This is a genomic window from Streptomyces sp. NPDC048612, assembly GCF_043199295.1.
Classification (GTDB): domain Bacteria; phylum Actinomycetota; class Actinomycetes; order Streptomycetales; family Streptomycetaceae; genus Streptomyces.
Map to the genome: position 1 here is coordinate 48,541 of NZ_JBICVV010000009.1, position 14,325 is coordinate 62,865.

15 protein-coding genes and 1 tRNA gene are annotated in these 14,325 nt (G+C 71.7%); 4 read left to right on the forward strand and 12 right to left on the reverse strand.

The features are described from left to right. Positions 1 to 37: 37 nt before the first annotated feature. From argH to ACGFN2_RS15980, 3 genes are all read right to left on the reverse strand, one after another. Positions 38 to 1,480, reverse strand: coding sequence for an argininosuccinate lyase (gene argH, locus ACGFN2_RS15970; RefSeq protein WP_393360659.1), 1,443 nt, complete (start codon positions 1,478 to 1,480; stop codon positions 38 to 40). Positions 1,481 to 1,569: 89 nt separating this feature from the next. Further along, positions 1,570 to 2,763 (reverse strand): argininosuccinate synthase, encoded by a 1,194-nt coding sequence (locus tag ACGFN2_RS15975; RefSeq protein ID WP_362613025.1) that lies wholly within the window; start codon positions 2,761 to 2,763, stop codon positions 1,570 to 1,572. A 117-nt stretch (positions 2,764 to 2,880) separates the two neighbouring features. Next, positions 2,881 to 3,258, reverse strand: coding sequence for a DUF488 domain-containing protein (locus tag ACGFN2_RS15980; protein WP_393360661.1), 378 nt, complete (start codon positions 3,256 to 3,258; stop codon positions 2,881 to 2,883). 142 nt (positions 3,259 to 3,400) lie between these two features. Between ACGFN2_RS15980 and ACGFN2_RS15985 the strand changes: the two genes are divergently transcribed. Beyond that, positions 3,401 to 3,474, forward strand: a tRNA-Pro gene (locus ACGFN2_RS15985). A 303-nt stretch (positions 3,475 to 3,777) separates the two neighbouring features. Then, positions 3,778 to 4,077 (forward strand): hypothetical protein, encoded by a 300-nt coding sequence (locus ACGFN2_RS15990; RefSeq protein ID WP_393360663.1) that lies wholly within the window; start codon positions 3,778 to 3,780, stop codon positions 4,075 to 4,077. A 342-nt stretch (positions 4,078 to 4,419) separates the two neighbouring features. Here ACGFN2_RS15990 and ACGFN2_RS15995 read toward each other — a convergent pair whose 3' ends face one another. Both ACGFN2_RS15995 and ACGFN2_RS16000 read right to left on the reverse strand, forming a co-directional pair. Further along, a complete protein-coding gene (locus ACGFN2_RS15995; RefSeq protein ID WP_362613033.1) occupies positions 4,420 to 5,046 on the reverse strand; it encodes a hypothetical protein in 627 nt (208 codons plus the stop codon). 13 nt (positions 5,047 to 5,059) lie between these two features. Beyond that, a complete protein-coding gene (locus ACGFN2_RS16000) occupies positions 5,060 to 5,983 on the reverse strand; it encodes an NAD(P)/FAD-dependent oxidoreductase (RefSeq protein ID WP_362613034.1) in 924 nt (307 codons plus the stop codon). 98 nt (positions 5,984 to 6,081) lie between these two features. Here ACGFN2_RS16000 and ACGFN2_RS16005 point away from each other — a divergent pair, with 98 nt between their 5' ends. Further along, the gene (locus ACGFN2_RS16005) at positions 6,082 to 6,822 is read left to right on the forward strand and encodes a methyltransferase domain-containing protein (protein ID WP_393360665.1); all 741 of its coding nucleotides are present in this window, start codon (positions 6,082 to 6,084) and stop codon (positions 6,820 to 6,822) included. A gap of 37 nt (positions 6,823 to 6,859) precedes the next feature. Beyond that, entirely contained in the window at positions 6,860 to 7,459 is a 600-nt protein-coding gene (locus tag ACGFN2_RS16010; protein ID WP_362613040.1) for a TetR/AcrR family transcriptional regulator, read from the forward strand. 77 nt (positions 7,460 to 7,536) lie between these two features. Here ACGFN2_RS16010 and ACGFN2_RS16015 read toward each other — a convergent pair whose 3' ends face one another. The 7 genes from ACGFN2_RS16015 to ACGFN2_RS16045 form a co-directional block, all read right to left on the reverse strand. Beyond that, positions 7,537 to 8,658: a mechanosensitive ion channel family protein gene (locus tag ACGFN2_RS16015; RefSeq protein WP_362613041.1), complete on the reverse strand. Its 1,122-nt coding sequence runs from the start codon at positions 8,656 to 8,658 to the stop codon at positions 7,537 to 7,539. 262 nt (positions 8,659 to 8,920) lie between these two features. After that, positions 8,921 to 9,463, reverse strand: a complete 543-nt coding sequence (locus ACGFN2_RS16020; RefSeq protein WP_362613044.1) for an arginine repressor — start codon at positions 9,461 to 9,463, stop codon at positions 8,921 to 8,923. Positions 9,464 to 9,471: 8 nt separating this feature from the next. Further along, positions 9,472 to 10,707, reverse strand: a complete 1,236-nt coding sequence (locus tag ACGFN2_RS16025; RefSeq protein WP_393360668.1) for an acetylornithine transaminase — start codon at positions 10,705 to 10,707, stop codon at positions 9,472 to 9,474. Further along, positions 10,704 to 11,621 (reverse strand): acetylglutamate kinase, encoded by a 918-nt coding sequence (gene argB / locus ACGFN2_RS16030; RefSeq protein WP_362613047.1) that lies wholly within the window; start codon positions 11,619 to 11,621, stop codon positions 10,704 to 10,706. Before argB ends, ACGFN2_RS16025 begins: the two co-directional genes overlap by 4 nt. 31 nt (positions 11,622 to 11,652) lie before the next feature. Then, positions 11,653 to 12,831, reverse strand: coding sequence for a bifunctional glutamate N-acetyltransferase/amino-acid acetyltransferase ArgJ (gene argJ / locus ACGFN2_RS16035; protein WP_393360670.1), 1,179 nt, complete (start codon positions 12,829 to 12,831; stop codon positions 11,653 to 11,655). Positions 12,832 to 12,895: 64 nt separating this feature from the next. Next, positions 12,896 to 13,924 (reverse strand): N-acetyl-gamma-glutamyl-phosphate reductase, encoded by a 1,029-nt coding sequence (gene argC / locus ACGFN2_RS16040; protein ID WP_362613051.1) that lies wholly within the window; start codon positions 13,922 to 13,924, stop codon positions 12,896 to 12,898. A gap of 153 nt (positions 13,925 to 14,077) precedes the next feature. After that, the gene (locus ACGFN2_RS16045) at positions 14,078 to 14,269 is read right to left on the reverse strand and encodes a DUF1059 domain-containing protein (protein WP_362613053.1); all 192 of its coding nucleotides are present in this window, start codon (positions 14,267 to 14,269) and stop codon (positions 14,078 to 14,080) included. Positions 14,270 to 14,325: the final 56 nt, after the last annotated feature.

Here is a 14,325-nt window from a genome sequence, read left to right on the forward strand (position 1 = left end):
CGCACCGGGTCGGGGCCGCCGTCGTGGAGCCTGTCGGCTAGGTCAGCTCGGTGGTCTTCTTGGCGGTCGCCCACTCCTGCTGGGTGGCCAGGTCGGCCCGCACCTCGGCGAGCTGGACGGCCACCGCCGAGGGCGCGGTGCCGCCCCGGCCGCTGCGCGAGGCGAGCGCGCCGGGGACGTTGAGGACGCCACGGACCTCCGGGGTCAGATGCGGGGAGATCTTCGCGAACTGCTCGTCGGTGAGCTGGTCCAGCTCGATGCCGTGCGCCTCGCACTCCTTGACGCACTCGCCCGCGACCTCGTGCGCGACCCGGAACGGCACACCCTGCTTGACCAGCCACTCCGCGATGTCGGTGGCCAGCGAGAAACCGGCCGGGGCCAGCTCCTCCATGCGCTCGCGGTGGACAGTCAGGGTGGCCATCATCCCGGTGAACGCCGGGAGCAGCACCTCCAGTTGGTCGCAGGAGTCGAAGACCGGCTCCTTGTCCTCCTGGAGGTCACGGTTGTAGGCGAGCGGCAGCGCCTTGAGGGTGGCCAGCAGCCCGGTCAGGTTGCCGATGAGGCGCCCCGACTTGCCCCGCGCCAATTCGGCGATGTCCGGGTTCTTCTTCTGCGGCATGATCGACGAGCCGGTCGAGAAGGCGTCGTGGAGCGTGACGAAGGAGAACTCCTTCGTGTTCCAGAGGATGACCTCCTCGGCGATCCGGGAGAGATTCACCCCGATCATCGCGGTGATGAAGGCGAACTCGGCGACGAAGTCACGGGAGGCCGTGCCGTCGATGGAGTTGCCGGCCGAGCCGTGCTCGAAGCCGAGGTCGGCGGCGACCGCCTCCGGGTCGAGGCCGAGCGAGGAGCCGGCCAGCGCGCCCGAGCCGTACGGGGAGACCGCGGTGCGCTCGTCCCACTGCCGCAGCCGCTCCGCGTCCCGGGACAGCGACTGCACATGCGCCAGCACATGGTGGGCGAAGAGCACCGGCTGAGCGTGCTGGAGGTGGGTGCGGCCCGGCATCGCGACGTCCGGGTGGGTCTCGGCGAGGCCGACCAGCGCCTCCTGGAGGCCGGCGATCAGCCCGCCGATGATCCGGGCGTGGTCGCGCAGGTACATCCGGAAGAGCGTGGCGACCTGGTCGTTGCGGGACCGGCCGGCCCGCAGCTTGCCGCCGAGGTCGGGGCCGAGCCGCTCCAGCAGCCCGCGCTCCAGGGCGGTGTGCACGTCCTCGTCGGCGACGGTGCCGGTGAACGAACCGTCGGCGACGTCCGCGGCGAGCTGGTCGAGCCCGGCGAGCATCCGGGTCAGCTCGTCCTCGGTGAGCAGGCCGGCCTTGTGCAGCACCCGGGCGTGCGCACGGGAGCCGGCGATGTCGTAAGGGGCCAGCCGCCAGTCGAAGTGGACCGACGCCGACAGCTGGGCCAGCGCCTCTGCCGGGCCGTCGGCGAACCGGCCGCCCCAGAGCCGGACGTCACCGCTGTTGCTGCTCACTGCTGCTCCTCAAGGCTGCGGGTGGATGTGCCGCCGCCTCCCAGCCGTGAGGGCGGGGAGGCGGCTGTGTACGTGGGTAACGAGACGGATCAGGCCAGGTCGCGCTTGGCCGCGATCTTGCTCGACATCCCGAAGAGCTCGATGAAGCCCTTGGACAGCGACTGGTCGAAGGTGTCGCCGGTGTCGTACGTGGCGAGGTTGAAGTCGTACAGCGACTGGTCGGACTTCCGGCCGGTGACGACCGCGCGGCCACCGTGCAGGGTCATCCGGATGTCGCCGGACACGGCCTGGTTGGCCTCGTTGATGAAGCCGTCCAGGGCCCGCTTGAGCGGCGAGAACCACAGGCCGTCGTAGACCAGCTCGCCCCAGCGCTGCTCGACCTGCCGCTTGTAGCGGGCCAGTTCGCGCTCGACGGTGACGCTCTCCAGCTCCTGGTGCGCGGTGATCAGCGCGATGGCGCCGGGCGCCTCGTAGACCTCACGGGACTTGATGCCGACCAGCCGGTCCTCGACCATGTCGATCCGGCCGATGCCCTGGGCGCCGGCCCGCTCGTTGAGCTGCTGGATGGCCTGGAGCACGGTGACGGGCCTGCCGTCGAGGGCGACCGGGACACCTTCCTTGAAGGTGATGACGACCTCGTCGGCCTCCCGCTGGAGCGCCGGGTTCTCGGTGTACTCGTACACGTCCTCGATCGGCGCGTTCCAGATGTCCTCCAGGAAGCCGGTCTCCACGGCCCGCCCGAAGACGTTCTGGTCGATGGAGTACGGCGACTTCTTGGTGGTCGCGATCGGGAGGTTCTTCTCCTCGCAGAAGGCGATCGCCTTGTCCCGGGTCATCGCGTAGTCACGGACCGGGGCGATGCACTTCAGGTCGGGGGCGAGGGAGGAGATGCCGGCCTCGAAGCGGACCTGGTCGTTGCCCTTGCCGGTGCAGCCGTGGGCGACGGTGGTGGCGCCGTGCTTCTTCGCGGCGGCGACCAGGTGCTTGACGATGGTCGGCCGGGAGAGCGCCGAGACCAGCGGGTAGCGGTCCATGTACAGGGCGTTCGCCTTGATCGCCGGGAGGCAGTACTCGTCGGCGAACTCGTCCTTGGCGTCCGCGACCTCGGCCTCGACCGCACCGCAGTCGAGCGCACGCTTGCGGATGACGTCCAGGTCCTCGCCGCCCTGGCCGACGTCCACGGCAACGGCGATGACCTCGGCGCCCGTCTCCTCGGCGATCCAGCCGATACAGACAGAGGTGTCCAGGCCGCCCGAGTAGGCGAGTACGACGCGCTCGGTCACGGGTTTCTCCTAACGGTGCATTCGCTGATGGGTATAAGTATGCACTCCACCGTATGTTTCGTCAACGCGTCGACGAATATGCAGGTCAGCGGCGGGTCGCCGGCGTGGCGGGGAGCCTCAGGAGCCCTCCCGGAGCACCTCGATCAGGACGTTCACATGGCTCACCGACACGTCCTTCGTGGCGGTCAGCAGCGTCAGCGGCCCCTGCGCGGCCCGCTCCCGCAGCCCCTCCAGCGCCGGCCGCACCGCCTCCCGCGCCAGCTCCGCGCGGTACCGCTCGGCGAACTCCGCGAACCGCGGCCCCTCGTGATGGAACCAGCGCCGCAGCTCCGACGACGGCGCCACGTCCTTGCACCACTCGGTCAGCCGCGCGTCCCCCTTGGACAGCCCGCGCGGCCACAGCCGGTCGACCAGCACCCGCGCCCCGTCCGACGGCTCCGGCGCCTCATAGACCCGGCGCACCCGGAGGTTCCGCTTCGCGGACTTTTCACCCATAAAGCCATCGAACCATGACAGCCGTGGGCCTGCCGGAGGCCCGGGAGCACCCCCGCGAGCACCCGCTTTGGATTCATGGCCCCGGACAGGGTATTTTTCTTCTGCACGCCCCGGCCGGGACTCTTCCGGCCGGCATGAGCACCGGGACGTGGCGCAGCTTGGTAGCGCACTTGACTGGGGGTCAAGGGGTCGCAGGTTCAAATCCTGTCGTCCCGACGGTGCAGTAAGGGCTTCGAGCCCGGGTGAAGGGCCCTGTCTCACTTCGGTGAGACAGGGCCCTTGATCGTTCCTACGGCGGTTGTGTCACCTCTGCTCACGGCTCTTATGGATCACCCGAGCGGTGAGCGGTCCGCCGATCCGAGCCGATCCGGGCCGGCCCCGTCGGCCGGGGCAGTGCCTGCGCCTGTCAGCGGCGACTGGCGAACGAGGTGCCGGTGAAGCAACCTGAGGGAGTGACGCAGCCTCAAGGGATGTCCGTCACGAGGGGGCCATCTCGTTTCCGGTGACTAGGAGAGAACCATGGCCGCTCAGTACCCGCCCGACAAGGATGCCGAATTCTTCGCCGGCATCACGCAGGTATTTGAGAAGTACCCCGAAGCGGCGGAGCGATACGCTCTCGCGAGCCTTGACCTGGAGCACGAGTTGGGGATCGACTTCTCTGAGCAATATGGAGTCCGGCGTATCGAAGGGAACACGATCGTCACCGACTTCCACAACCGTGAGACGGACCCTCCGGTGATCCGCGCCCGGCTTTGCGATCTGTGGGAAATGCAGGGCGGCCAAGTGGTGTGCGTGGCTTGGCACGAGGCGGAGAAGTAACCGCCGGGAGTCAGATCGGCCCCTGTCCGGCTCCGGCAGGCCCTTGGCTGCCCTGGCGCTCTTCGTCCCCGCACGTTGGGCGCCTTCCGTTGCGGAATCCGCCCGAGCAAGCCCGTCGGCGTAGGCCTCCGCGGCGTCTCCAAGGGTTGCCGTACGAGAATCTGTGGCCAGGGCCCCGTCCCCGCTTCGGCGGGGGCGGGGCTCTTGGTCATCTCCGGTCCCGGGGCCGGCGATCATCCGCCGCGCCGTTCGCACGCCGCCGCTCCCCCGCCTCCCCCTTCTCACCGAAGGCCTGTTGTGGGCCCACGGGGTGAACGACGGGCCGGTCCGCCCTTCTTGGATCTACCGTGCCCCGGGCTCGTGGCGGAAGAGGTAGGCCGTGGCGGGGCGGGTGTAGGCGGCGCCCCGGCCGGTGGCGTGGAGCTGGTCGCGCGTGGGGTGGGGCGGTCGGCGTGGCTGCAGGTACTGGTCCAGGTGGTCGGTCGTGAGCGGGTAGCGGCCGGCGCGGTGGTGGATGACGGCGGCGAGCCGGTAGTCGGGGTCGAGGTGGGCGAGGCCGGCGTCGGCGTGGCTGTTGTTGGCCAGCAGCCAGCCTCCCGGGCGCAGGCATCGCTTGGCGTGCTCGGAGACCGGGCCCGCGTAGAGGGAGAGGGCCAGGTCCCAGGCGGCGGCGGGGAGGCCGCGCAGGGTATCGGTGTAGTCGCCGGGGACGAAGGTGATCAGCGGCTGCCCGGGACGGCTCCGATGACGCCGGGCGAGGGCGGCGGCGTCCGGGCCGGCGAAGGCCCTGGCGGCACGGGCGTCCGCGTCGAGGTAGGTGACGTCGTCCCAGACATGGGAGGGGGCCAGGTCGAGGTAGCTGCCGGGGTACAGGACGCGGCGGGCGCCGGTGTGGGCGGCGACGGTCGCGTAGAGGGCGGTGCGGTCGCCGATGCGGTCGAGGTAGTCGGTGAAGGCGCGCTCGGACATGAGGTCTCCGGAATCAGGCATGGCGGGCGAAGTGGAGGGCGTCGGCGGCCGCGGCTCCGGCCCCGGCGGCGCTCATGGCGCCCTGCTCCCACGCGGTGGTGAGATCGCCGGCGGCGTACAGGCCCGGCACGCTGGTCCGCTTGTCGGGGCCGACCCTGACGAAGCCGTCGTCGTCGAGCGCCAGGCCGAAGCGCTCGACGAGGCGGGTGACGAGCGGGACCTGCCGCTGGGGCGGGGACCACAGCAGGGTCTGCCGGGCGAGGCGGGTGCCGTCGGCGAACTCCACCGCGTAGAGGTCGCCTTCGCGGTGGTGGAGCCGGGTGATATCGCCCTCGACGAGGTCGCTGCCGGCGCCGCGCAGCCGCGCGCGTATCTCGGCGGCGCGGTCCATGCCGGGCGGGGCGACGGCGATGACGTCGGCCGACCAGGCGCGGAAGGCGTCGGCGGCGAGGGCCGCGTGGTCGGGGTCCTCGGCGATCAGCCCCCAGGTGCGCTCGGCGTTCTCCCAGCCGACGCAGAACGGGCAGTGGATCACGCTGCGGCCCCAGCACGCGGCGAAGCCCTCCACCCCCTCGGGCAGGACGTCCGTCACCCCGGTGGCCAGGAGCACGGTGCGCGACCAGGCGGTGGTGCCGTCGGACATCACGGCGCGGAACCCGCCGTCGTCGGCGCGGGTGAGGTCCTCGACGGTGGCTGCGCGGCACTCGGCCAGGCCGTAGCCGTCGAGTTCGGCCCAGGCGCGGGCACGGACCTCGGCGGGCGTGGCGCCCTCCAGACCGATCATGCCGTGCACGCCGCGGGAGGCGGCGTTGCGCGGCGGGGCCGGGGATTCCACGACGAGGGTGCGGTGGCGGTAGCGGGTCAGGGCGAGGGCCGCGGTGAGCCCTGCCGGGCCGCCGCCGACGATCACGGTGTCGTACTGCGCGGTGGGTGCCATGGGTGCCTCCGGGAGGGTTGACGAAAACGAATGACCGGCGGTCATACTACTGACCAACGGTCATTCGAGCGCACACGTTCCCGCCTGGAGGAGACGAGATGCACCACGCGGCACCCACCCCTGACACCCCGCCCACGCCGCGGCCCCCGTTCGACTGGGACGCCGTCTACCGGGGCGACCTCCGCGACATCGCCGCCCCCGACCCGCTTCTGCTCTCCCCCGCCGAGAGCCTCCCGCCCGGCACCGCCCTGGACATGGGCTGCGGCGCGGGCGGCAACGCCCTGGAACTCGCCCGGCGCGGCTGGCGGGTCACCGGCGTGGACCTCGCGCCCCGGGCAATCACCGGCGCCCGGGCCGGGGCCTGCGCCCGGGGGCTGGCGGAGAGCATCCAGTGGGTGGTGGCCGACAGCGCCGTCTGGCGGCCCGACACCGGCTACGACTTCGTCCTCAGCTCGTACGCGCTGCCGCCCCGCGGCCCCGCCCGTACCGCCACCCTCACCGCCCTCGCCGCGGCCCTCGCCCCGGGCGCGGTGCTGTCGCTGGGCGAGTGGGACGAGGAGGCCTGCGACTGGGGCGAGGCCGGCGACCTGGTCACCCTCGACGAGATGCGTACGGGCCTGACCGGGCTGGGCCTGGAGATCCTGCACGCCGAACGCCGGCGCGTCCCGCTCCACCGACACCCCGGGTATGAACCACACCCCGGGCACGAACTGCCCCCCGGACACGCACCGCATCCCGGGCACGAACCGGCCCCCGGACACGCACCACACCCCGCCGAGGACCACGCCGTCGTCGTGATCGCCCGCAAGCCACATGACACCCTGGGGACACCCCGCTGACCGACCGTCGGTCAGCCGCCACGTATCAGGAGAGACCGTGCCCGCGGACAGGCCCGCCCCCGACCGGCCCCCCGGCCGCTTCCAGTCCCCGGACGTGCGCCGGCGCCAGATCCTGGACGCCGTCGCCGCACTGCTGCTGGAGGACGGCTACGAGTCACTGACCGTGGCCCGGGTCGCCGCCCGGGCCGGGGTCGCCAAGGGCACGGTCTACCTCTACTTCGCCTCCAAGCAGGAACTCCTGGCCGCCCTGCAGGCCGAGATGTGGGACCGGATGCTCCAGCGGCCCGCCGCCCTCGTCCGGCAGCCCGAACTCACCTGGACCGACCGCCTCGACGGGCTCGTGGCCGCCTGGATCACCGTGGAACAGCACGACCACGCGCTCTACCACCGGCTCTTCCACGAACTCGGCACGGCGGACGAGGAACCCCTGGCCGCCGCCCGCGACCTGCTCGTCACGATCCTCACCGAGGGCCACGCGGCAGGCGAGTTCGACGTCCCCGACCCCCAGCTGACCGCCGACTTCCTCACCCACGCCTACACCGGACCCTGCCACCACCACACCGGCACCGACCTCACCCCGGCCGTGCAGGCCCTCTTCCGGCGTGTGGTCGCCGCTCCGGCGGGCCCGGGGCGGTAGCACCGCGGTGGCGGCGGCGCCCGGACGCCCCGGCGGGTGAAGGCCCGCACGGGGCGGCCGGATTCGCGGCCGGGTGTCTACGGCACCGGCGGGACAGGGCCCGACAGGTCGCGCCGGTCCGTGAGGTCGCGCTGGTCCGACAGGTCGCGCTGGTGCGGGATCACGATCTCGTCCGGCTTCTGGAGGGCGACGGTGCGGGCCGGGGAGGGGATGCGGATGCCTTCGTCCCGGTAGCGCCGGTGGAGGCGCTTGATGAACTCGTGCTTGATCCGGTACTGGTCGCTGAACTCGCCGACGCCGAGGATCACCGTGAGGCCGATCCGGGAGTCGCCGAAGGTGTGGAAGCGGACGGCCGCTTCGTGGTCGGGGTCGCCGCCGTTGACGTCCTTCATCACGCTGTCGATGACCTCGGTGGTGACCCGCTCGACATGGTCGAGGTCGCTGTCGTAGCCGACGCCCACCTGCACCAGGATCGTCAACTTCTGTTCCGGTCGGGTGAAGTTGGTCATGTTGGTGCCGGCCAGCTGGGTGTTGGGGATGATCACCAGGTTGTTGGAGAGCTCGCGCACCACGGTGTTGCGCCAGTTGACGTCGACGACATAGCCCTCCTCGCCGCTGGTGAGCCGGATGTAGTCGCCGGGCTGCACGGTCTTCGAGGCGAGGATGTGGACGCCCGCGAAGAGGTTGGCCAGGGTGTCCTGGAGGGCCAGCGCGACGGCGAGGCCGCCCACGCCCAGGGCGGTGAGCAGCGGGGCGATGGAGATGCCCAGGGTCTGGAGGACCACCAGGAAGCCCATCGCCAGCACGATGATGCGGGTGATGTTGGCGAAGATGGTGGCCGAACCGGCCACCCCGGACCGGGACTGCGCGAAAGCCTTCACCGCTCCGGTGATCACCCGGGCCGCGGTGAGCGTGACGACCAGGATGAGCAGCACCGTCAGCGTCCGGCTGACGGTGCGTCCGACCGTCTCCGTCAGCGGCAGTGCCGCGGCCGCCGCCGCCAGACCACCGGTGACCGCCGTCCAGGGCACCACCGCGCGCAGCGCGTCGACGAGGATGTCGTCCCCGCTCCACCGGGTCTTGAGGGCGTGTTTGCCCAGCCAGCGCAGGGTCACCCGCAGCAGCAGGGCGGTGAGGACGCCGGCGGCCAGCGCGGCGCCGGCCACGATCAGGTCATGCAGTGTCACAGCGCGGTTCACCGGCCGGCTCCTCCCGCGACCGGGAGGAACGGACCTGCTATGAGCCGGATGTGATGTCTCGTCACCATGCCACCTGCTTGTCTCTAGGGCTGTGAAGGCGCCGGGACATCCGTGGACGTCCCGGCGCGAACTGCCATCCTGCCGTATGCGGTTCGGCGGGGAGAGAGTGGCTCGGGTGGATGCTCCGCACAACCGCCGCCCGGGGGCGGTGCGAGGCGCTCCGGGGGTGCTGAGAGGCCCCGGGGAGCGCGTGCGGAGGGGGTCAGTGCGCCTTCTGCGCCAGGCGCAGGAGGTGGTCGGCGAGGGCCTGGCCGCCTGCCGGGTCACGGCTGATGAGCATCAGGGTGTCGTCGCCGGCGATGGTGCCGAGGATGTCGTGCAGCTCGGCCTGGTCGATGGCCGAGGCCAGGAACTGGGCGGCGCCCGGTGGGGTGCGCAGGACCACGAGGTTGGCGGAGGCCTCGGCGGAGATGAGGAGTTCGCTGGAGAGGCGGCGCATCCGCTCCTCCTTGGCGGACTCGCCCAGCGGCGCCCGCGGTTTGCGGTCGCCGCCCTCGCTGGGCACCGCGTAGATCAGCTCGCCGCCGGTGTTGCGGATCTTCACCGCGCCCAGTTCGTCCAGATCGCGGGAGAGCGTCGCCTGGGTGACGGACAGGCCGTCGTCGGCGAGCAGCTTGGCGAGCTGGCTCTGGGAGCGGACCGGCAGCCGGTTGAGGATGTCCACGATCCGGCGGTGGCGGGCGGTGCGGGTCTGCGGAACGGCCTGGCCGCCGTTCTGCAGCTCGTTGTCCTGCGGCTCGGTCATCGTTGTCGTCAGTCTCCGGCTCGTCGTTCCCCGTCGGCCCCTTGGCGGGCCGTGTTGAGGACGCCGGGCAGCTTCCGGAGGAACTCCTCCGCTTCCTCGTCGGTGAGGATCAGCGGCGGGGCGAGCCGGACGACGTCCGGCGCGACCGCGTTCACCAGGAGGCCCGCGTCCTGAGCCGCCTGCTGCACCTGCGGCGCGAGCGACTCCGTCAAGACGATACCCAGGAGCAGCCCCGCGCCGCGGACCTGACCGACCAAGGGGTGCCCCAGGGCCTCGGTCCCGGTGCGCAGCCGCTCGCCGACACGCTTGACGTTCTCCAGGATGCCGTCCGCCTCGATGGTGTCCAGGACGGCGAGGGCGCCGGCGCAGACGACCGGGTTGCCGCTGAACGTCGAGCCGTGCGCACCGGGCGTGAGCAGGTCGGCGGCCGGGCCGAAGGCCAGCGTCGCGCCGATCGGCAGGCCGCCGCCGAGGCCCTTGGCGAGGGTGATGATGTCCGCCTCGACGCCCTGGGCCTGGGACTCCAGCCAGTTGCCGGTCCGGCCGATGCCGGTCTGGATCTCGTCGAGGACGAGCAGGGTGCCGGTGGCGGCGGTGATCTCGCGGGCGGCCCGGAGGTAGCCGGGCGGCGGGACGATGACGCCGTTCTCGCCCTGGACGGGTTCCAGGATGACGAAGGCGGTGTCGGTGGTGACGGCGGCGCGGAGGGCGTCCACGTCGCCGTACGGGACGTAGTCGACGTCGCCGGGCAGCGGGGCGAACGGGGCCTGCTTGGCGGGCTGGCCGGTGAGCGCCAGGGCACCCATGGTGCGGCCGTGGAAGCCGCCGGCGGTGGAGACCATGTGGGTGCGCCCGGTCAGCCGGCCGATCTTGAAGGCGGCCTCGTTGGCCTCGGCGCCCGAGTTGGAGAAGTAGACCCGGCCGGGGCGTCCGGCCAGCGCGAGCAGCCGTTCGGCGAGGGCCACGGTGGGCTCGGCGACGAAGAAGTTCGAGACATGGCCGAGGGTGGCGACCTGGTCGGAGACCGCGCGGACCACCGCGGGGTGGGCGTGCCCGAGGGAGTTGACCGCGATGCCGCCGAGGAAGTCGAGGTAGGCGTTGCCGTCGGCGTCCCACACGGTGGCGCCCTCACCGCGGACCAGCGGGACGCGGGGGGTGCCGAAGTTGTGCATCATGGCGCCCTGCCAGCGCCCGGTGAGGCCCGCGTTGGTCGCCGGGCCGTGGGTGTGTGCCGGGTCGCTCATGTCGCCCCCTCGATGGTGTTCGCGTCCGGCACGACCATCGTGCCGATTCCCTCGTCGGTGAAGATCTCCAGCAGGATCGAGTGCGGGACCCGCCCGTCGATGACCCGGGCGGTGTGCACCCCGTTGCGGACGGCGTGCAGACAGCCCCGCATCTTGGGCACCATGCCGCTGGCCAGCTCGGGCAGCAGCTTCTCCAGCTCGGTGGCGGTCAGGCGGGAGATCACCTCGTCGCTGTGCGGCCAGTCCTCGTAGAGGCCCTCGACGTCGGTGAGCACCATCAGCGTCTCGGCGCCCAGGGCGGCGGCCAGGGCGGCCGCTGCGGTGTCGGCGTTGACGTTGAAGATGCCGGAGGCGTCGTCCTCGTCGCTGCTGCGGGCGATCGAGGAGATGACCGGGATACGGCCGTCGTCCAGGAGCGCCTGGACCGCGCCGGGGTCGATGGCGGTGATCTCGCCGACCCGGCCGATGTCCACCCGCTCACCGTCGATCTGCGCGAAGTGCTTGGTCGCGGCCATCAGGTGGGCGTCCTCGCCGGTCATGCCGACGGCGAGCGGGCCGTGCTCGTTGAGCAGTCCGACCAGCTCCCGCTGCACCTGGCCGGCCAGCACCATCCGTACGACGTTCATCGCCTCGGGTGTGGTGACCCGCAGGCCGCCCTTGAACTCCGACTCCAGGCCGAGCAGGTCCAGCTGGGCGCTGATCTGCGGGCCGCCGCCGTGGACGACGACGGGGCGCAGTCCGGCGTGCCGCAGGAACACCACGTCCTGGGCGAAGGCGCGCTTGAGTTCCTCGTCGACCATGGCGTTGCCGCCGAACTTGATGACGACGGTCTTGCCGTGGTGGCGGGTCAGCCAGGGCAGCGCCTCGATGAGGGTGCGCGCCTTGGGCAGCGCCGTGTGCTTGCGGGCACTCATGCCCCGGCCTCGCTTTCCTCTGCTTGCCTGCTCATGACGAGTACGCGCTGTTCTCGTGGACGTAGTCGGCGGTCAGGTCGTTGGCCCAGATGACCGCGGACTCGGTGCCGGCGGCGAGGTCGGCGGTGATGCGGACCTCCCGGTAGCGCATGTCGACCAGGTCGCGGTCCTCGCCGACCGAGCCGTTCTTGCAGACCCAGATGCCGTTGATGGCGACGTTGAGCCGGTCGGGATCGAAGACGGCGGAGGTGGTGCCGATGGCGGAGAGCACCCGGCCCCAGTTGGGGTCCTCGCCGTGGATGGCGCACTTGAGGAGGTTGTTACGGGCGATGGAGCGGCCGACCTCGACCGCGTCGTCCTCGCTCGCCGCGCCCACGACCTCGATCCTGATGTCCTTGCTGGCGCCCTCGGCGTCGCCGATCAGCTGCCGGGCGAGGTCGTCGCAGACCGCGCGGACCGCCTCGGCGAAGTCCTCGGCGGCCGGTGTGACGCCGGAGGCGCCGGAGGCGAGCAGCAGCACCGTGTCGTTGGTCGACATACAGCCGTCGGAGTCGATCCGGTCGAAGGTGGTGCGGGTGGCGGCCCGCAGCGCCGTGTCGAGGCCGTCGGACGGCACATCGGCGTCGGTGGTCAGCACGACGAGCATGGTGGCCAGGCCCGGCGCGAGCATGCCGGCGCCCTTGGCCATGCCGCCGACCGTCCAGCCGTCCCGGGTGACGACGGCGGTCTTGTGCACACTGTCGGTGGTCTTGATGGCGAGGGCGGCCTTCTCGCCGCCGTGCGCGCTCAGTTGGGCGACGGCCTTGTCGACGCCCGGCAGCAGCTTGTCCATCGGCAGCGTGACGCCGATCAGGCCCGTCGAGCACACGGCGATCATGCCGGCGTTGTGCCCGCCGGTCTCGTCGTACCCCGCGGTGTTCAGCGAGGCGGCGACCTTCTCCGCGGTGGCGTGGGTGTCCTGGAAGCCCTTCGGGCCCGTACAGGCGTTGGCGCCACCGGAGTTGAGGACGACGGCGGACAGCTCTCCGCTCTTGAGCACCTGCTCCGACCAGAGCACCGGTGCCGCCTTGACGCGGTTGGAGGTGAAGACTCCGGCGGCGGCGCTCCGGGGCCCGTGGTTCACCACGAGGGCCAGGTCCGGGCTGCCGCTCTCCTTGATCCCGGCGGCGATGCCCGCCGCCGTGAATCCCTGTGCTGCCGTCACGCTCACTGCTGGTCCTCCGTCGCTTCTCCGGCCCCGCCGGTCACGCCCTGCTGTCCTGTGCCGGTCCGGGTCACGGCGCGACCCCGGTCGTCGGGAGCCCGGTCCCCTCGGGGAGGCCCAGGGCGATGTTCATGCTCTGTACCGCGCCGCCCGCGGTCCCCTTGGTGAGGTTGTCGAGCGCGCTGATCGCGATGATCCGGCCGGCCGCGGCGTCGAGGGTCACCTGCACCTGGGCGGTGTTGGAGCCGTACACCGCGGCGGTCGCCGGCCACTGGCCCTCGGGCAGCAGCTGCAGGAACGGTTCGTCGGCCAGCGCCTTCTCGTACGCGTCGCGCACGGCCGCGGCGTCCACCCCGGGCTTCGCCTTCGCCGAGCAGGTCGCGAGGATGCCGCGCGACATGGGGGCGAGGGTCGGGGTGAAGGAGACGCTGATCCGCTCGCCGGCCACCGCGCTCAGGTTCTGGATCATCTCGGGGGTGTGCCGGTGGCCGCCGCCGACGCCGTACGGGCTCATCGAGCCCATGACCTCGGAGCCCAGCAGATGCGGCTTGAGGGCCTTGCCCGCGCCGGAGGTGCCGGTGGCCGCGACGATCACGGCCTCGGGCTCGGCGAGCCGGTCCGCGTAGGCGGGGAACAGGGCGAGCGACACGGCGGTGGGGTAGCAGCCCGGGACCGCGATGCGCCGGGTCCCCTGCAGCGCGGCGCGGGCCCCGGGCAGCTCCGGGAGGCCGTACGGCCAGGTGCCCGCGTGGGGCGAGCCGTAGAACGCCTCCCAGTCGGTGGCGTCGCTGAGCCGGAAGTCGGCGCCGCAGTCCACGACGAGCACCTCGGGCCCGAGCTCCTCGGCGACCGCGGCGGACTGGCCGTGCGGCAGCGCGAGGAAGACGACGTCATGCCCGGCCAGGACCTCGGCGGAGGTCGCCTGCAGCTCCCGGTCGGCCAGCGGACCCAGATGCGGCTGGAGCGCGCCCAGGCGCTGCCCGGCGTTGGAGTGCCCGGTCAGCGCGCCGATCTCCACCTCCGGGTGCCCCAGAAGCAGGCGCAGCACTTCACCCCCGGCATACCCGCTCGCACCGGCCACTGCTGCTCGTACCGTCATGGACCCTCCTGTTCGATGGCATGACTATACGGAATCTGGCAGGTTTATGCAATGAGTGGCCGGGAGCAAGCGACCCAGGCACCCGCCCGTCAACGACTCCGCACACCCCACACCCACCGCCCCCGTCAGGAGCGGCGGGCTCATGTGCGTGTCTCAGGCGTGCTGGGGGATCTCGTTCTTGAGGGATGTCCTGATCTGTTCTCGTAGTTCGGGGGTGTCCGTGTGGCCGTGGACGGATACCGCGTGTTCGACGGCGGCGCGGACCACTTCCTCCTCCTCGCCGGTGATGACGAGGGTGCAGTGCATCTCGCTCGGGTGGTCCCGGCAGTCGACCTTCTTCCGCATGGCGCAGCACCTCCTCCCCTCCAGTGTCGGCCGGTGGCCGCCGCCGGCCGTATACG